Source organism: Bradyrhizobium sp. 192 (assembly GCF_023100965.1).
GTDB classification, from domain to species: domain Bacteria; phylum Pseudomonadota; class Alphaproteobacteria; order Rhizobiales; family Xanthobacteraceae; genus Bradyrhizobium; species Bradyrhizobium symbiodeficiens.
On sequence record NZ_CP064690.1, the window covers coordinates 15,659 to 33,455 of the forward strand.

Annotated in this window: 17 protein-coding genes; 8 read left to right on the plus strand and 9 right to left on the minus strand. The window is 64.2% G+C overall.

Features of this window, described 5'->3' with window-relative positions; all coding sequences use genetic code 11:
- Window positions 1–224: 224 nt before the first annotated feature.
- Window positions 225–1,520: a hemolysin family protein gene (locus IVB24_RS00080; protein WP_166467378.1), complete on the plus strand. Its 1,296-nt coding sequence runs from the start codon at window positions 225–227 to the stop codon at window positions 1,518–1,520.
- Window positions 1,521–1,553: 33 nt separating this feature from the next.
- Here IVB24_RS00080 and IVB24_RS00085 read toward each other — a convergent pair whose 3' ends face one another.
- The 3 genes from IVB24_RS00085 to IVB24_RS00095 all read right to left on the minus strand — a co-directional run bounded on the left by IVB24_RS00085 (window position 1,554) and on the right by IVB24_RS00095 (window position 4,634).
- A complete protein-coding gene (locus tag IVB24_RS00085) occupies window positions 1,554–1,793 on the minus strand; it encodes a PilZ domain-containing protein (RefSeq protein WP_094973396.1) in 240 nt (79 codons plus the stop codon).
- Between the two features lie 105 nt (window positions 1,794–1,898).
- Window positions 1,899–3,611: an FMN-binding glutamate synthase family protein gene (locus tag IVB24_RS00090; RefSeq protein WP_181955134.1), complete on the minus strand. Its 1,713-nt coding sequence runs from the start codon at window positions 3,609–3,611 to the stop codon at window positions 1,899–1,901.
- 249 nt (window positions 3,612–3,860) lie between these two features.
- Window positions 3,861–4,634 (minus strand): ferredoxin--NADP reductase, encoded by a 774-nt coding sequence (locus IVB24_RS00095; RefSeq protein WP_094973397.1) that lies wholly within the window; start codon window positions 4,632–4,634, stop codon window positions 3,861–3,863.
- 384 nt (window positions 4,635–5,018) lie between these two features.
- On the opposite strand from IVB24_RS00095, the gene IVB24_RS00100 reads away from it, so the two are divergent.
- Window positions 5,019–5,822, plus strand: coding sequence for a RimK-like protein (locus tag IVB24_RS00100; RefSeq protein WP_247771668.1), 804 nt, complete (start codon window positions 5,019–5,021; stop codon window positions 5,820–5,822).
- Between the two features lie 72 nt (window positions 5,823–5,894).
- On the opposite strand, the gene IVB24_RS00105 is transcribed toward IVB24_RS00100, so the two are convergent.
- Window positions 5,895–6,836, minus strand: a complete 942-nt coding sequence (locus IVB24_RS00105) for an amino acid ABC transporter substrate-binding protein (protein WP_247771669.1) — start codon at window positions 6,834–6,836, stop codon at window positions 5,895–5,897.
- 9 nt (window positions 6,837–6,845) lie between these two features.
- On the minus strand, window positions 6,846–8,144 hold the full coding sequence (locus tag IVB24_RS00110; protein WP_247771670.1) for a dicarboxylate/amino acid:cation symporter: 1,299 nt from the start codon (window positions 8,142–8,144) through the stop codon (window positions 6,846–6,848).
- Between the two features lie 212 nt (window positions 8,145–8,356).
- Here IVB24_RS00110 and IVB24_RS00115 point away from each other — a divergent pair, with 212 nt between their 5' ends.
- The 5 genes from IVB24_RS00115 (at window position 8,357) to IVB24_RS00135 (ending at window position 13,640) form a co-directional block, all read left to right on the plus strand.
- The gene (locus IVB24_RS00115) at window positions 8,357–9,358 is read left to right on the plus strand and encodes an NADP-dependent oxidoreductase (protein WP_247771671.1); all 1,002 of its coding nucleotides are present in this window, start codon (window positions 8,357–8,359) and stop codon (window positions 9,356–9,358) included.
- 144 nt (window positions 9,359–9,502) lie between these two features.
- Complete coding sequence (locus tag IVB24_RS00120; RefSeq protein WP_247771672.1) at window positions 9,503–10,360, plus strand: cysteine rich repeat-containing protein; 858 nt, start codon at window positions 9,503–9,505, stop codon at window positions 10,358–10,360.
- Window positions 10,361–10,483: 123 nt separating this feature from the next.
- Window positions 10,484–10,699 carry a hypothetical protein gene (locus tag IVB24_RS00125; RefSeq protein ID WP_094973403.1) on the plus strand — a complete coding sequence of 72 codons (216 nt, stop codon included), beginning with the start codon at window positions 10,484–10,486 and terminating at the stop codon, window positions 10,697–10,699.
- A 191-nt stretch (window positions 10,700–10,890) separates the two neighbouring features.
- Window positions 10,891–12,030 carry an FAD-dependent monooxygenase gene (locus tag IVB24_RS00130; protein WP_247771673.1) on the plus strand — a complete coding sequence of 380 codons (1,140 nt, stop codon included), beginning with the start codon at window positions 10,891–10,893 and terminating at the stop codon, window positions 12,028–12,030.
- Window positions 12,027–13,640 carry a benzoate-CoA ligase family protein gene (locus IVB24_RS00135; protein ID WP_247771674.1) on the plus strand — a complete coding sequence of 538 codons (1,614 nt, stop codon included), beginning with the start codon at window positions 12,027–12,029 and terminating at the stop codon, window positions 13,638–13,640. The genes IVB24_RS00130 and IVB24_RS00135 overlap by 4 nt, the downstream gene beginning before the upstream one ends.
- A 185-nt stretch (window positions 13,641–13,825) precedes the next feature.
- Here IVB24_RS00135 and IVB24_RS00140 read toward each other — a convergent pair whose 3' ends face one another.
- Complete coding sequence (locus tag IVB24_RS00140; RefSeq protein ID WP_247771675.1) at window positions 13,826–14,338, minus strand: MarR family transcriptional regulator; 513 nt, start codon at window positions 14,336–14,338, stop codon at window positions 13,826–13,828.
- Window positions 14,328–14,957: a maleylacetoacetate isomerase gene (gene maiA / locus IVB24_RS00145; RefSeq protein ID WP_247771676.1), complete on the minus strand. Its 630-nt coding sequence runs from the start codon at window positions 14,955–14,957 to the stop codon at window positions 14,328–14,330. Before maiA ends, IVB24_RS00140 begins: the two co-directional genes overlap by 11 nt.
- 91 nt (window positions 14,958–15,048) lie before the next feature.
- On the opposite strand from maiA, the gene gtdA reads away from it, so the two are divergent.
- Window positions 15,049–16,089, plus strand: a complete 1,041-nt coding sequence (gene gtdA / locus IVB24_RS00150) for a gentisate 1,2-dioxygenase (RefSeq protein WP_094973407.1) — start codon at window positions 15,049–15,051, stop codon at window positions 16,087–16,089.
- A 116-nt stretch (window positions 16,090–16,205) separates the two neighbouring features.
- On the opposite strand, the gene IVB24_RS00155 is transcribed toward gtdA, so the two are convergent.
- Together IVB24_RS00155 and IVB24_RS00160 are read right to left on the minus strand one after the other, a co-directional pair.
- Window positions 16,206–17,027, minus strand: coding sequence for an ABC transporter permease (locus IVB24_RS00155; RefSeq protein WP_162308323.1), 822 nt, complete (start codon window positions 17,025–17,027; stop codon window positions 16,206–16,208).
- Window positions 17,020–17,793, minus strand: coding sequence for an ABC transporter ATP-binding protein (locus IVB24_RS00160; RefSeq protein WP_247771677.1), 774 nt, complete (start codon window positions 17,791–17,793; stop codon window positions 17,020–17,022). Before IVB24_RS00160 ends, IVB24_RS00155 begins: the two co-directional genes overlap by 8 nt.
- Between the last annotated feature and the right edge of the window lie 4 nt (window positions 17,794–17,797).

Here is a 17,797-nt window from a genome sequence, read left to right on the forward strand (position 1 = left end):
CCGAATAAATTTCTGCAATGTCGAAAACTAGCCGCTGGCCACTAAGAGCCCGTTAAACAACGGCCATCCCGTAGTTCCACGGGGCGCGCACACCGGCCGGCCCGCGTTCTGTCGCGCTGTTCCCGGGACGCCAATGCGGAAAAATTGCCGGCAATCCCTCGCAAAATACCTATATCAAGGGATGTGCCGTTCATCCGGACACACTCCCTTACCTCGGAATGTCAATGCTCTCGGTCGAACTCGTCGTCGTCGTCGTCCTGATCGTCATCAACGGCCTCTTGTCCATGTCGGAGCTGGCTGTGGTTTCGTCCCGCCCGGCGCGGCTGTCGCTGCTCGCCGCCAAGGGCGTGCGCGGCGCCGAGCGGGCGCTGACGCTGGCCGCCGATCCCGGCAAATTCCTCTCGACGGTGCAGATCGGCATCACGCTGGTCGGCGTGCTCTCCGGCGCGTTCTCCGGCGCGACGCTCGGGCAGCGGCTGACGCAATGGCTGCTCGAGCTCGGCCTGTCCGCGGGCATTGCCGACATCGTCGGCGTCGGCATCGTCGTCACGCTCATCACCTACGCCACCCTGATCGTCGGTGAGCTGGTGCCGAAACAGGTGGCGCTGCGCGACCCCGAAAGCATCGCGGTCCGGGTTGCGCCCGCCATGCACGTGCTTTCGAAGGTCTCGCTGCCGCTGGTCTTTCTGCTGGATCTTTCGGGCAAGCTGATCCTCACCATGCTCGGCCGCGGCGGCAAGTCTGAGGAGAAAGTCTCGGAGGACGAGATCCATCACCTCGTCAACGAGGCCGAGAGCGCAGGCGTGCTCGAACCCGGTGAGAAGGAGATGATCGCCGGCGTGATGCGGCTCGGCGACCGGCCGGTCGGCGCGGTGATGACGCCGCGCACGGAGGTCGACGAGATCGACCTCAACGACGATCCCGCCGCCATCCAGGAGATCATCGCCAAGAGCCCGCATTCGCGCTTTCCCGTCTCCGACGGCGACCGCGACAAGCCGATCGGCGTGCTCCAGGCCAAGGACCTGCTGGTCGCCTATATGAGCGAACGGACGCCGGACCTGCGCGCGCTCGTTCGCGAGGCGCCCGGCATCCCGGCGTCGGCAGACGCGCGCGACGTGGTGACCATCCTGAAGGCCGCGCCGGTTCACGTCGGTTTCGTCTACGACGAATACGGCGGCTTTGAAGGCATGGTCACGGCCGCCGACATCCTCGAATCGATCGTCGGCGCCTTCCATTCGGAGGAGGGACCGCCGGAGCCGGCCTTCGTGAGGCGTGCCGACGATTCGCTCCTGGTCGCCGGCTGGATGCCGGTCGACGAATTCGGCGAATTGCTCGGTGTCCAACTACCGCCGCACCGCTACAACACGGTGGCGGGCCTGGTGCTGCAGCAGTTCAACGCGCTGCCCGACACCGGCGACGCCTTCGACTTCGGCGGCTGGCACATCGAGGTGGTCGATCTCGACGGGCGGCGGATCGACAAGATTCTGGCGAGCCGGTTGAGTGAGGTCGAGACGGGGTAGTTCGAGCGCGCTGATGCGAGCGCCAACTCATCCTCATCCGAACTTCACGCCGATCCGCTTCTCCTTGCGCCAGACCACGGTGCAGGCGAGATGCGTTCCGTCGGCCGGGATGAACAGGGTGAAACGTTCGGGAATTCCGACCGGGCTGGTGACGTCGAGGGCCGCGCCGGTGTCCGAGAAATTGCGGACGGTGCAGTCGATCGCGCCGCCGCCGAACTCGATCGTTCCGGCCTTCAGCACACGATGTCTGGCTTTGTCGCGTCGATCGTCCATAGCGACAATCTACACCCAAAGCTGACATAGACATTAAGACACGGTGCATTCGCGATGATTTTGTACCGTCGCAAAGCGCGGCGGTACCATGAGGTGGACGGCCCCTTACAGGGCCGGCTGGAACGTGTCGGTCTGCGCCATCCGCCAGGCCTCGCGGAAGCGCGGATCTTCGGTGCCTTCGAGCAGTTCACCGGGACGCAGCTCCGGATAAAGCCGCGCGAAGGATTGGACCTGCGTCGTGGACGTCCGCTGGCTGAAGTGAATCGGGCGCAGCTGCTGCGGATGCTCGAGGCCCGCGGCGGCGATCAGTTCGGTCAGCGAATGCAGCGTCGCGTGGTGATAATTGTGCACGCGGTCGATCTTGAGCGGCACGTAAAGCGCACGCGCACGCGTCGGGTCCTGCGTCGCCACCCCGGTCGGGCAGCGGTCGGTGTGGCAGCTCAGCGACTGGATGCAGCCGAGCGAGAACATGAAGCCGCGCGCCGAGTTGCAATAATCGGCACCGATCGCCATGGCGCGCGCCATGTCGAAGGCGGTGGCGATCTTGCCGGAGGCACCGATCCTGATGCGGTCGCGCGCATTGATGCCGATCAGCGCGTTGTGGACGAAATTGACGCCCTCGCGCATCGGCATGCCCAAATGATCCATGAATTCCAGCGGCGCCGCACCGGTGCCGCCTTCGTTGCCGTCGACCACGATGAAATCGGGATAGATGCCGGTCTGGAGCATCGCCTTGCAGATCGCCAGGAATTCCCAGGGATGGCCGATGCACAGCTTGAAGCCGGCCGGCTTCCCGCCGGACAGGCGCCGCATCTCGGCGATGAACTGCATCATGCCAACAGGGGTCGAGAATGCGCGGTGCGAGGCCGGCGAGATACAGTCCTCGCCCATCGCGACGCCGCGGATCTTGGAGATCTCCTCGGAGACCTTCGCCGCCGGCAATACGCCGCCATGGCCGGGCTTGGCGCCCTGGCTGACCTTGAGCTCGACCATCTTGATCTGGTCGTCGCCCGCGACGCGCGCGAACGCCTCGGGATCGAAGCTGCCGTCGAGATGACGGCAGCCGAAATAGCCGGAGCCGATCTCCCAGATGATGTCGCCGCCCATCTCGCGGTGGTAGGGGCTGACGCCGCCCTCGCCGGTGTCGTGCGCGAAGCCGCCCTTCTTCGCGCCGGCGTTGAGCGCACGCACGGCATTGGGGCTGAGCGCGCCAAAGCTCATCGCGGAAATGTTGAACACCGAGGCCGAATAGGGCTTCTTGCAGTCGGGCCCGCCAATGCTGATGCGGAACTTCTCCTCGGCATGCGTCTTCGGCGAGACGGAGTGATGCATCCACTCATAGCCTTGGCGGTAGACGTCCTCCTGGGTGCCGAACGGACGCTTGTCGAGCTCCATCTTGGCGCGCTGATAGACCACCGCGCGGGTGTCGCGCGAGAACGGCATACCGTCCTTCTCGCTCTCGAAGAAATACTGACGCATCTCCGGGCGGATCTCTTCGAGCAGGAAGCGGATATGCGCCGAAATCGGATAGTTGCGCAGCACCGCGTGGCTCTTCTGCAGCAGATCGCGGACGCCGAGCAGCGTCAACGCGCCGAAGATCAGGATCGGAATCAGCAGGATGTCGAAGATCTTGCCGTCGGCGATGCCGATGCCGATCAGGAGCGCGGTGACGACCGCGCAGATCGTCAGCACGATGAAGCGCGGCGAGAATGGCAGCAGCAGGGTTTCCATGATCCCTTCCTCCGCCAGCGGCAGGCGCTTGTGGGATGAGTGTTGGGAGGAGTCCTGCGTCTTGGTGTCGTCGGCCACGATTCCCATCCTCTCGCCAGCATGAGGCGGTACGATACGCCCTCGCCTGTCATACGGATATGACGCGGCCCTTGTTTCAGGCTAGCGAATTCGGCCGAGATAAATCAATCGGCCCGATGGTCGGGTTTTGCAGTGCAGCAGAGACGGTCGCAGACCCAGAATGCCACAGCATCCGAGATGGCGAGATGGCCCCGGCCCTGCAGCGCATCGCCGAAAGGGCGCTGCACTGCGTCCGGGGCACGAGACCGCGGTCGGAGCTTACCGCTCGACGAACGCCTTCTCGATCACGAAATGGCCGGGCTTGTTGCCACTGCCTTCGATGAAATCGCGGCCTTCGAACATCACCTTCAGCTCTTCCAGCATCCCCGGGCTGCCGCACATCATGATGCGGTCGGTTGCGATGTCGAGCGGCGATTGCCCGATATCGTTGAAGATCTGCTCGGAACTGATGAGGTCGGTGATACGGCCGCGATTCCTGAACGGCTCGCGGGTCACGGTCGGGTAATAGATCAGCTTATCGGCGAGCAGCTCGCCGAACAGCTCGTCTTCGCGCAAGGAGGCGACCAGCTTCTCGCCATAGGCAAGCTCCGAGACCTGGCGGCAGCCGTGCACAAGCACGATGGACTCGAACTGGTCATAGACCTCGGGGTCCTTGATCAGGCTCGCGAACGGCGCGAGGCCCGTCCCCGTCGAGAGCAGCATCAGGCGCTTGCCGGGAAGCAGATTGTCGGTAATCAGCGTGCCGGTCGCCTTGCGGCCGACCAGGATGGTGTCGCCTTCCTTGATCTTCTGCAGGCGCGAGGTCAGCGGGCCGTCCTGCACCTTGATCGAGAAGAACTCGAGCTCTTCCTCGTGGTTGGCGCTCGCCATGCTGTAGGCGCGCAGCAGCGGACGGCCGTCGATCTCGAGGCCGATCATCGCGAACTGGCCGTTCTGGAAACGGAAGCCGGAATCGCGCGTGGCGCGGAAGCTGAACAGCGTGTCGGTCCAGTGCTGGACGGAAAGAACCTTCTCTCGGTAAAACGCGCTCATGATTTTCGATATTCCGAATAATTGCGGTTTTAGGGCAAAAGCGCTGCCCGGCCCTGAAACGGGGCGGACACCATTGCCATGGCGGAGGATTTCGCGTGTGTGATCTACGCCATTGAGACCAATAATCAACCTCGTTCCGGATGCAATTGATGCCGGTCAAATCGGCATTTGCGGCGGATTTGGCCGTATTGTTAATGAAACTGCTGCCGGACGCGCGCGGTGGGCAATTTCTTTTCCCTGCGGCGCTTAAATGCAGCACTTAATTTCCATCGCGCTCGCGAGAATTTCATTAAGAATAGCTCTGACTTTCACCTCGGTTTGGCGCCGATTCCCGCATTTTTGCGGCTTTTGGCGCCAGGAACGCCTGAAACACGACAGAAGCACATGGCGGCAAGCGACGAGCGAATCTTCGTCCAGGCGATCAGGCGCTATGGCGCGGAGCATGGCATCGCGGTCGACGTCCGCGCCGATGGCTGGCTGATCGCGATGCGCCGCGGCGATGAGCGGCGCTTCGCCTTCGGCTACGACATCGGCCTCAACAGCGCCATCGCCCACCGCCTCGCCAACGACAAATCGGCGACATCAGAAGCGCTGGCGCTTACGGGCGTGCCCAGCATTCCGCATCATCTCTTTCTCAACCCGAAGCTGGGCGAGAAGGTCGTTGGCGCTGGCTGGCGTCAGGCGATGCTCGAACTGCTTCACGACCATCCGCAAGGCGTGGTGGTCAAGCCGAACGAGGGAACGTCGGGGCGCTCGGTGTTCAAGGTGACGACGGAGACGGAGCTCGACCACGCGGCTGGCGAGGTGTTTTCGATGAGCACAGGGCTCGTGATCTCGCCCTACGTCGCGATCGAGAACGAGGTGCGCGTCGTGCTACTCGATGAGCGGCCCCTCGTCGTCTACAGCAAGCAGCGCGGCACGGATTGGCGACATAATCTCGATGCCGGCGCAAAGCCGGTGTTGCTGGAGGACGGCGAGGTTCGAACGGCCTGCGTCAAGCTCGCGATCGACGCCGCGCGCGCCGTCGGCATCACCTTTGCGTCGATCGACGTGGTGCGCGTGGATGGCGAGTGGCGCGCGCTCGAGATCAATTCCGGCGTGATGATGGAGGCGCTGGGGAAGCTGCATCCCGAACTGGTGCAGGCGGCGTATGACGCGGCGCTGGACCGGGTGCTTGGCAAAGGCTGAAGCCTAGCGCTCAGTGCAAATCCTTCTCCCCTTGCGAGCCCACAAGGGGAGAAGGTGCAGCGAGCCCACCCTTCAATTATTCGCGCTCGCTGAATCGTCCATCGCCTTGAACGCCTCTTCCAGCTGCAGCGAGATCGGCACGTTCAGACGTTCGCCGGTCGGAAGCCGTGCGGTGAACCATTTGTTGTAGAGCGGAACGAGGTCGCGGTTGGAGCCGAGCTTGCGGAAGGCGCGCTCGACCACGGCCGCGAGCTGCGGCTCGCCCTTCTTGAACATGATGCCGTAGGGGTCGTAGGACAAATAATCGCCGGTGACGCGAAACTTGTCCTGCGCCTTGTGGCGCGCGATCAGGCCGGAGAGCAGGATGTCGTCGGTCGCGAACGCATCGGCCTTGCCGTCGGCGAGCATCTGGTAGGATTGCTCGTGGTCGGGAGAGGTGACGATGTTGAGGCCCAGCGAGAATTTCTTGTCCGCCGCCTGGATCGCCTGCTCATTGGTGGTGCCCCTTGTCACCACGATGGTCTTGCCCTTCAGATCGGTCAGCGACTGAACGCTGGATGCTTTCGGCACCATCAGCTTGGTGCCGGCGACGAACATCAGCGGCGAGAACGCGACGCGCTTGCCGCGCTCCGCGTTCGCGGTGGTCGAGCCGCATTCCAGGTCGATCTTGTTCGCCAGCACGGCGTCGATGCGGTCGTCCGAGGTGACCTTGACGTAGTCGATCTTCAGATTGGGATCGTCGACTTCGACGCCGATCTCCTCGACGATGGCCTCGCAGAGCTCGAGGCTGTAGCCGATCGGACGGCCCGACTGGTCGACGAAGGAGAACGGCGGCGAGCTCTCGCGATAGCCGAGCCTCACGGTATGCGCTTTCTTGACGGCCGCCAGCGTCGGGCTGAGCCCTTCGCCGCCGGTCTGCGCGAATGCCGAGGTCGCGAACAAGGAGGTCGCGAGCAACGATGCCGCAAGTAGCAAGCCGCCTGAGGTCAGCGACCTCGCCGATATCTGGCCCATGGTTCGCTCCTACCCATGGCCGGCCATCGCGGGCACTTCGCCGGGAATCATGTCATCAGGCACGGCATCATCAGGTCCCATCGCATGCTCCGGCCCAAGCTCGCCTTCCCATTTGGCCACGACCGAAGTCGCCAGCGTGTTGCCGATCACGTTGGTGGCGCTGCGGCCCATGTCGAGGAAGGTGTCGATGCCCATGATCATCAAGAGGCCCGCCTCGGGAATGTTGAACTGCGACAGCGTCGAGGCGATCACCACGAGCGAGGCGCGCGGCACGCCGGCGACGCCCTTGGAAGTGATCATCAGGGTCGCCAGCATCGCGAGCTGGGTGCCGAGCGGCATGTCGATGTGGTAGCTCTGCGCGATGAAGATGCTGGCGAAGGTGCAATACATCATCGTGCCGTCGAGATTGAAGGAATAACCCAGCGGCAGCACGAAGCTCGAGATCCGCGACGAGGCACCGAATCGATTGAGCGCCTCCAGCGTCTTCGGATACGCGGCTTCCGAGCTTGCGGTCGAGAACGCGATCATCAGCGGCTCGCGGACCAGCTTCAGAAGATGGCTGTAGCGCGGCCCGATCACGATGAAGCCGACGATGACCAGGATGGCCCACAGGATCATCAGCGAGAGATAGAAGCCGCCCATGAAGACGACGAGCTTCCAGAGCACGGCGAGGCCGTTCTTGGCCACCGTCGCGGTGATGGCGGCCCACACCGCGAGCGGCGCGAACAGCATCACGTAGCTCGTCACCTTCAGCATGATGTGGCCGATGTCGTCGATCATCGCGAGGATCGGCTTGGAGCGCTCGGGCATTGCGCCCATCGCCACCGAGAAGAACACCGCGAAGATCACGATCTGCAGGATCTCGTTCTGCGCCATCGCGTCCGCGATCGAGGTCGGGATCAGATGGGTCAGGAATTTCTCGATCGAGAAGGCCGAGACCGGCAGGCCGGTCGATTGGCCCGCCGCAGGCAGCGTGCCGGGGAAGTTCGCGCCGGGCTGCAGCAGATTGACCATGATGAGGCCCAGCAGCAGCGAGATGAAGGAAGCGCTGATGAACCAGCCCATGGTCTTGGCGAAGATGCGGCCGAGCTTCGAGCCCGAGCCCATATGGGCGATGCCGCCGACCAGGGTCGCGAACACCAGCGGCGCGATGATCATCTTGATCAGGCGCAGGAACATCATGGCGATCAGGTTGATGGCAGACGCCCACTCGCCGCGGGTATCCGGCAGGAAGTTGTAGATCGCCGCCCCCATGACGATGCCGAGCACCATCGCCGCCAGAATGTATTGCGTAAACCTGTTCGACATCGTTTACCCCCACGTACACCGGCGCTTCATGATGTCGCAGTTATCACAACGACGCAACACGCTTTGCGTGTGACCGCGTTGGCCGGATGTTCCCGTTGTGAAATGGAACGCCGCGCTCTAGCCTTCATGCAGCGCACAACGCATGCGGCTTGCACGTTTTGTTTGCGGCGGCTGCTTCAATAATCGTCAAGACATTCAAAGAGGGAAACGCCATGAGCGGCAACGTCAATCGCCAGATTTTGCTGGTCGAAAAACCCAGCGGCAAGCTCGGCCCCGAACATTTCAAGTTGGTGGAGAGCACAGTGCCGGCGCCGAAGGACGGCGAAGTCCTGCTGCGCGTGCGATACATTTCGCTCGACGCCGCCAACCGCGCCTGGATGCACGGCGCGACCTATCGCTCCGCCGTCGAAGCGAACAGCGTGATGGCCGGCGGCGCCATTGCCGAGGTCGTCAGCTCGAAGGCCGACGGGCTTGCGGCGGGCGACATCGTGTTCGGCGACACCGGCTGGCAGGAGTTCGCGGCAGTGCCGGCAAAGCATCTCACCAAGATGCCGAAGCTCGAGCCGATGACGCATCTGCTCAGCGTGTTCGGCATCGCCGGCCTCACCGCCTATTTCGGCCTGCTGGAGATCGGCAAACCCCGGGAGGGCGAGACCGTCGTGGTCTCCGCGGCCGCGGGCTCGGTTGGATCGATCGTCGGGCAGATCGCCAAGATTAGGGGATGCCGCGTGATCGGCATCGCCGGCGGCGCGGACAAGTGCAACTGGCTGACCTCCGAGCTCGGCTTCGATGCCGCCGTCGACTACAAGGACGGCGCGGTGTTCAAGGCGCTGCGCGCGGCCGCGCCAAAAGGCATCGACGTCTATTTCGACAATGTCGGCGGCGACATTCTCGAAGCCTGCCTGCCGCAGATGAACAATTACGGCCGCATCGCCTGCTGCGGCGCGATCTCGCAGTATGACGGCGTGCCTGCCGCTCACGGACCGCGCGGCGTGCCGGGCCTGATCGTGGTGAAGCGGCTCGTCATGCAGGGCTTCATCGTGATGGACTACATGAAGGAGAGCCAGCGCGCGCTCGCCGAGCTGCAGGGCTGGGTCAAATCCGGCAGACTGAAGGTACAGGAAGACATCATCGACGGCCTTGAGAACACGCCGAAGGCGCTGATCGGATTGCTTGCGGGCGAGAACCGCGGCAAACGGATGGTCAGGCTCTGACGACGTATTTACGTCGCAATCGCGCCCGCAATATCGACTTGCGGCAGAAGCAGAAGCGGCCAAAGATGCCGCTTCACGCGCCACGATTTTTTGCATCATTTTTGATAAGCTTCGGCGTTACCGACAGGGCAGGAATTCATTCAAATGTTCAACACGTTGAAACATGCGTCAACGCGCACGGCGGTGCTGGCGGCAACGCTCTTCGCAACTGCAACAGGCACGTTCGCACAAGCGCCGACCGACGCCCAGAAGAGCGCTATCCGCTCCGCATGCCGCTCGGACTTCATGGCGCATTGCGCGAGCGTGACGCCTGGCGGCGTCGAGGCATATCAATGCCTGAAGAAGAACATGTCGAGCTTGTCGGGCGGATGCCAGACCGCGGTTAGCGCGGTCGAGCCTGCTGCGCCTCCAAAGACAGAGGCCGCTCCGGCGGCGCCGAAGACCGAGGCTGCGCCCAAGGAAGCGGCACCCAAAGCCGAGGCGGCGCCTGCCGCACCGAAGGCTGACTCCGCCCCCGCAGCAAAGCCCGCCGCCGCACCGGCGCCGAAGGCGGCTGCGGCGAGGCAACCGAGCAGCGCGGAGATCGCAGCGGTCAAGAGTGCGTGCCGCACCGATTATCCCAAGGTGTGCGCCAGCGTGCCGCCGGGCGGCGCGGCGGCGCTCGAATGCCTGGAGAAGAACAGGGCCAGGGTGTCACCGGCCTGCGAAAAGGCCGTCAGCGCCGCAGCCGGCGGTAGCGCGGCGGCAGCAACGGCAGTACCCGCGGGCGCGGCGCCTGCGGCGGCAGCTGCACCGGCGGCCGCGCCAACCGTGATCGTCCTGCGCCCGCTACTGCCGCGCGAGGAGCTGTTCATCGCCCGCTCCGCCTGCGGCGCCGATATCCGCACGGTCTGCGCTGGCGTGGCGCCAGGCGGCGGCCGCATCATACAGTGTCTTTCCAACAGGGCGGCATCGCTGTCGCCGGCCTGCAGGGACGTGCTCGCGCCCTTCGCGGCGAGATAAGGCAGCGCACGCGCCAAGGCGCGCAACAATGACGAACGGCGTGCGCATGAATTTCCGCACGCCTGCAACGACAAATCCTTTGCAGATATCCGATTTTATCGACGACAAGACCCGGAGGACAACATGCGTTCATTGCTGCTGGTTGCTTCTGCACTCTTCGCCTTCGCCGCAACCATGACGTTCGAGGCCACCGACGCCAATGCGGTGGTGTGCGCTCGCGGGGTCTATCGCGCCGGCTGCGCCGGACCGAACGCGGCCGTCGTGGTCCGCAAGCCGGTTCCGGTGGTCCGCTGCACCAGGGTCCTGGTGAACGGGGTCTACGTAAAGCGCTGCGTCTGACGGTACGATGGCCAACCCGGCGCGGTTTGGCTATGCTTCGGACCTGACGGTTTCGGGACACGCGCAAAAAGTGTGTCCAAAGATGCGCTCGGCGCGCCTGCGCTCGGCCGATAATTCCGCTGGCGCGGGCCGCTGGAGCACATTAGTCTACCCCTAGATAGTAAGTATACTGTCAATTAGGGAGGCAGAATTTGCGGATCGCCGTGATTGGCGGGGGGCCCGGTGGGCTCTACTTCGCCTATCTCTGGAAGAAGCGTCATCCTGAGGATCAGGTCGACCTGTTCGAACAGAACCCGGCCGACGCGACCTGGGGCTTTGGCGTCGTGTTCTCCGACCAGGCGCTGGAATTCCTGCGCGCCGACGACCCCGAGACGGTCGACGCGATCGCGCCGCACATGGAGAGCTGGGAGAACATCACGCTGAACCTCGGCGGCGACAGCGTCGCCATCGACGGGGTCGGTTTCTCCTCGATCGGGCGGCTCGAGCTGCTGCGGTTCCTGCAGCGGCACGCGATCGACGTCGGCGTCACGCCGCGCTTCGATACGCAGATTCAGGCCGTCGATCAGCTCAACGGATATGATCTGATCGTTGCCGCGGACGGGCTGAACTCGCTGGTCCGCCGCACCTTCGAAGGTGATTTCGGCACCTCGCTGTCCTACTCCTCCAACAAGTTCGTCTGGTACGGCACCTCGAAGCGGTTCGACACGCTGTCGCAGACCTTCGTGAAGACCGATCGCGGCGCCTTCAACGCCCATCACTACCGCTACTCGCCGGCCATGAGCACCTTCCTGGTCGAATGCGACCACGCGACCTGGCAGGCCTATGGTTTCGCCTACAAGGACGTCGAGCAGTCCAAGGGCGTCTGCGAAGAGGTGTTCGCGGACACGCTTGGCGGCCATTGCCTCGTCTCCAACAAATCGGTCTGGCGCAACTTCCCCTGGGTCTGGAACGAGCATTGGTCGTTCAAGAACATGGTACTGATCGGCGATGCCCTGCATTCCGCGCATTTCTCGATCGGCTCGGGCACGCGGCTCGCGATCGAGGATGCCATCGCGCTGGTCAAGGCGCTGGAATCGGATGCGCATCTTGCGACCGCACTGCATCGCTACCAGGCCGCGCGCAAGCCGGTGGTGCAGAAGCTCGTCAACGCGGCGCGCACCAGCGCCTTCTGGTACGAGCAATTTGCCCAGCACATGCAGCAGGGCCTGATGGACTTCGCCTATAGCTACATCACCCGCTCCGGCCGCATCGACGATGCACGCCTGCGCCACATGTCGCCAGCCTTCATGGCGCGTTACGAGGCTGCCAGGAACGGCGGGGACGAGGCATGAGCAACGAGATTTTCGACCAGGTGCCCGCCGACAGCGAGGGCGCGCGCGAGATCGGCTTTGCCGTTCCGGAACTTTACAACGCCAGCCGCGTGCTGTTCGACAATCTCGCCAAGGGCCGTGGCGAAAGGGTCGCGCTCATTGGTGCGGCAGGCACGCGGACCTATGCCGAGCTCTGCGACGAGGCTTGCCGCTGGGGCAACGGCTTTGCATCGCTCGGCCTGCAACGCGGCGACCGCGTGCTGATGTTTCTCGACGACACGCCGGCCTACCCGGCCGCGTTCTTCGGCGCGGTGCGGGCCGGCTTCGTGCCGCTCCTGATCAACACACTGACGCCGCCGGACCTATTGCAATTCTACCTCGCCGATTCCGGAGCCAGTGTTGCGGTGGCGGAGGCCGAGTTCTGTGGCCGCTTCAATGCAGAGGCTTGCAATGACACGCGCCTGCGCACGCTGATCGTCGTCAACGGCGAGGCGGGCAATCACGCCGCGCCGAGCGCGCTTGCGGCGGCGGACTGGCTCGCGCAATTCCCGGCCGATCTGGAGGAAGCGGACACACATCGCAACGAGATGGCGTTCTGGATGTACTCGTCCGGCTCGACCGGCCGGCCCAAGGGCATCGTGCATCTCCAGCACGACATGGCCTATAGCGAGCTCGCCTTTGCGCAGAACGTGCTGAAGCTGACGCCCGATGACATCTGCTTCTCGGTGCCGAAGATCTTCTTCGCCTATGGCTTCGGCAACTCCGTCACCTTCCCTTTCTCTGCGGGCGCCGCAACGCTGCTGCTGCCGGGCCAGCCGAAGCCCGCGTCGATCTTTGCAGCGATCGAACAGTACAAGCCGACGGTCTTCTTCGGCCTGCCGACGCTCTACACGTCCCTCACCAAGGCCGAAGGCGCGGACAAGACCAATTTCTCGTCGCTGCGCATGTCGCTCTCGGCGGCGGAGGTGCTGTCGGCGGAGGTCTTCAACGGCTGGAAGGCGATCACGGGCCTGGAGATCATCGAGGGCCTCGGCTCGACCGAGGTGCTGCACATCTATCTCTCCAACCGCCCCGAGCAGAAGAAGCTCGGCGCCGCCGGCCTGCGCGTGCCCGGCTATGAGGTGGCGCTGCGCGACAAGGATGGACGCGACGTCGGCGACAACGAGGAAGGCATCTTGTGGGTGCGCGGCGATTCCAACACGCCGCTGTACTGGAACAGGCCGGACAAGTCCGCCGAGACGATTCGGCAGGGCGGCTGGATCTACACCGGCGACCGCTTCATCCGCGATGCCGACGGCTTCCACTTCTTCCGCGGCCGCGCCGACGATCTCATCAAGATTTCCGGACAGTGGGTCTACCCGCTGGAAGTCGAGCTGTGCCTCGCTGATCATCCCGACATCCGCGAATGCGCGGTGTTCGCCGCCGAGCTGCCGGACCGGCGCATGACGCTGAAGGCGGTGGTGGTGATGAACAATCGCACCGCCGACCGGAGTGAAGCGACGCGGCGGCTGCAGGATTACGTCAAGGGCAAGCTGCTTCCTTACAAATATCCGCGCGAGGTGATCTTCACCGACGAGCTGCCGAAGACGGGCACGGGGAAGATCGACCGGCAGGCGTTGCTGCGGATGTGAGGGCGGCCGCGGCGAGTAGCGCAACTCACGCCGCCACACAACCGCGGTCCTCGCCCGCGAAGGCGGGCGATCCAGTACTCCGAGACAGTTGTGATTGAACTGATAGGCCGCAGCGTACTGGATTCCCCGCCTCCGCGGGGAATGACACCTCTATTCTTGCAACAGCGGCGCCTTCCTCACTTCCCTCACCCCGCCTTCCCCAGATGCTCCAGAGCGTCCTCGGCCCGCAGCGGCACACGAGATGCCTCGTTGTTCAGATCGACGAGCTGCACCATAAGCCCCATCAGCATCTTGCGATCGGCCGGCTTGAGCGGCTCCAGCATGCGCGCCTGGGCGCGTTCGACCGCGGGAATGATCTCGCGCAGGATCCCTACGCCCGCCTTCGTCAGGTAGAGCAGCTTGATCCGCTTGTCCTCGGGGGCCGGCTTACGTTCGACATAGTCCTTGGCCTGGAGACGTTCGATCACGCTGCCGAGCGTGGAGCGGTCGAAGGCGATCACCGCCGACAGCCGTGTCGCGTCGATGCCGGGATGGGTGTGGATCGCGATCAGCGCCGCATATTGCACCGGGGTCAGATCGAACGCCTTGCACTCCTCCATGAAGATCGAGACCGCGATCTGCTGCATGCGCCGGAACAGATAGCCCGGCGCGGCATAGACCGCATCGATCGTGATGGGAGGAGAAGCCTTACTCGGCATCGGGCTGCTTCTCCGGTGCGGCATTGGCAAACGCGGCGAGCGCCTTTGCGGCAGCTTCCGCCGCGAGCAGGCGAGGATAGGCCGAGACATCGACGCCGAAACGGCGGGCATTGGCGAGCTGCGGCACCAGACAGAGATCGGCGAGCGTCGGCGCATCGCCGAAGCAGAACGGCCCGGGCTCGCCCTTGATCAGCGTCTCGCAGGCCGACAGCCCTTCGCGGTTGACCCAGGCGGCCCAGTCCTGGACCTTCTCTTCAGCCAGCCCGAGTTCGCGCAGCCGCGCCAGCACTTTCAGGTTCTGCACCGGATGGGTGTCGCAGGCAATCGCCAGCGCGAACGCCCTCACCTTGGCGCGCCGCAGCGGATCCTTCGACAGCAGCGGCGGATTGGGATGGATTTCGTCGAGCCATTCGATGATCGCGACTGATTGCGTCAACACCGCGCCGCCGTTCTCCAACGCCGGCACGAGGCCTTGCGGGTTGATGGCGAGATAGCTAGGGGCGCATTGCTCGCCCTTGCGCAAATGGTGCGGCAGGTGCTCGGCCCCGAGGCCCTTCAGGTTCAACGCGATCCGCACTCGATAGGCGGCGCTGGAGCGGAAATAGCCGTGCAGCTTCATCGGAACCCTCCCTTACGTTTTTGTTCGTCGCATTGACGCTACCTAGATCGTCAGTATACTGTCAATCAACAAAACGAACGGGAGCGCCGCCATGGAAGCCGTGACCAAGACGCCGGAACGCGAGGCCTTCTACAAGAAGATCGATGGCGAAAACCTCACCGCGCTGTGGACGGTGATGAGCGATCTGATCACGCCGGAGCCGAAGAGCGCCTGCCGGCCGCACCTCTGGAAATTTGACGTCATCCGCGACTACATGACGGAGGCCGGTAAACTGATCACCGCCAAGGAAGCCGAGCGGCGCGTGCTGGTGCTGGAGAATCCCGGTCTGCGCGGCCAGTCCAAGATCACGACCTCGCTCTATGCCGGCGTGCAGATGGTGGTGCCCGGCGACGTCGCGCCGGCACACCGGCACAGCCAGTCCGCGCTGCGCTTCGTGCTCGAAGGCAAGGGTGCCCATACCGCGGTTGACGGCGAGCGCACCGCGATGGAGCCGGGCGACTTCATCATCACGCCGTCGATGACCTGGCACGATCATTCCAACGAGACCGATCAGCCGATGTTCTGGCTCGACGGCCTGGATATTCCCCTGGTGCAGTTCTTCGATTGCTCCTTTGCGGAAGGCTCGAAGGAAGATCAGCAGAAGATCACGAAGCCCGCCGGCGACAGCTTTGCGCGCTACGGCCACAATCTGCTGCCGGTCGACGTCAAGCGAAACTCGAAGACCTCGCCGATCTTCAGCTATCCCTACGCCTACACCCGCGAAGCCCTGGAGAAGGCCCGCACGAGCCAGGAGTGGGACGCCTGCCACGGGCTGAAGCTGAAGTTCAGCAACCCCGAGACCGGCGATTTCGCGATGCCGACCATCGGCACCTTCATCCAGCTGCTGCCCAAGGGATTCAAGACCGCGCGCTATCGGTCAACTGACGCGACCGTGTTCTGCCCGATCGAGGGCAAGGGCCGCAGCCGCATCGGCGATGCGGTCTTCGAATGGGGTCCCCGCGATCTGTTCGTGGTGCCGAGCTGGCACTGGGTCACGCACGAGGCGGATGAGGACGCCGTGCTGTTCAGCTTCTCGGATCGGCCCGTGCAGCAGAAGTTGGATTTGTTCAGGGAAGATCGCGGCAACGCGTGAGGGTTTCGTAGGGTGGATTAGTTAGCCGAAGGCGTAATCCACCGCTCTGCTTTCTGCGGAGTTAGAAGTGGTGGGTTACGCTTCGCTAACCCACCCTACGGGGCCAGTGATTGCCGCTACCGCCAGTGCAGCAACCGCGTCTCCAACAGATTGATCACTTTCCCCACCGCCAGCCCGAACACCGACAGGATCACTACGCCCGCGAGCAGTTGATCCGTCTGCATCAGATTGCCGGCCTGCAGCACGAAGGCGCCGATGCCGTATTGCGCGCCGATCATCTCGGCGCTGACGACGAGCAGCAGCGCCACCGAGGCGGTGATGCGGAAGCCGGCGAGGATCGCGGGCAGCGCGCCGGGCCAGATCACCTTGCGCACGATGGTCGCAAAGGGAACGTTGAAACTCTGCGCCATGCGGATGAGATTGCGCGGCACGGCATCGACGCCGCTGTAGACCGAGATCGCCGTGGAGAAGAACACCCCGAGCGCGATGGTCGCGATCTTCGGCTCTTCGCCGATGCCGAGCCAGAGGATCAGGAGCGGCAGCAGCGCGATCTTCGGAATCGGGAACAGCGCCGAGATGAAGGTGATGCCGACGCTGCGCGCCAGTCGGGAGAGGCCGATGGCAAAGCCGACCACCACGCCGGCCGCGGTGCCGAGCAGCCAGCCGACGCCGATGCGCAGCAGCGACGCCGAGAGATGCTGCCAGAGCGCGCCGGAGACCGCGAGCTGATAGATCGCGCGCACGATTGCAGCGGGCGTCGGCAGAAATAGCGCATTGACGAGGCCGGTGCTGCCCGCCGCCTGCCAGATCGCGATGACCAGAGCGAGCGCGATCCAGCCGCCGAAACGGCTGCTGGCGGGGACAAAGCCGGCGCCGCGAAACCGCACGCGCCGCGTCGCTCCGTCTTTCGCAATGTCAGTCGCCGCGCGATCAAGCATGCTGGACCTCGCGCTCGGCATCAATGGCCTCGTTGCGGATCAGCGACCAGATCTGGTTCTGCAGCGCCAGCAGTTTTTCGCGCGCCGCAGCTTCGCCGCGCTCGCTGCGCGTCATCGGCACGGTCACGACCTCGCGAATGCGCCCCGGCCGCCGCGACAGCACCACAATGCGGTCGGCCAGCCGCGCCGCCTCTTCGAGATTATGGGTGACATGGACCGCGCCCATGCCGCCGTCGGCGAGCAGGCGGACGAAATCCTCCATCAAGAGCTCGCGGGTCTGCGAATCCAGCGCCGACAGCGGCTCGTCCATCAGCAGAATGGCGGGCTTCACCGCGAGCGCGCGCGAGATGCCGACGCGCTGGCGCATGCCGCCGGAGAGTTGCTTGGGATAGGTGTTGCGGAAATCGGTCAGGCCCGTGCGACGCAACGCATCGTCGACAAGCGCGCGGCGCTGTGGGGCCGAGAGCTGAGTGTGCAGCAACGGGAATTCGACGTTGTCCTCGACGCTCGCCCAAGGCAGCAGCGCGAAATCCTGGAACACGAAGGTGAGCGGATTGAGGCTATCCGGCGGCGGCGCGCCGCGCAGTTCGGGCGCGCCCGAGGTCGGCTGCAGCAGGCCGCCGAGGATCGACAGCAGCGTGCTCTTTCCGCAACCGGAGGGCCCGACAATCGCCACCACCTCGCCGGCGCCGACCGTGAACGAGACGTCGTCGAGCACGGCGAGATCGCCGAAGCGATGAGTGATGCGGTTGGCGATCAGGTCCATAAGT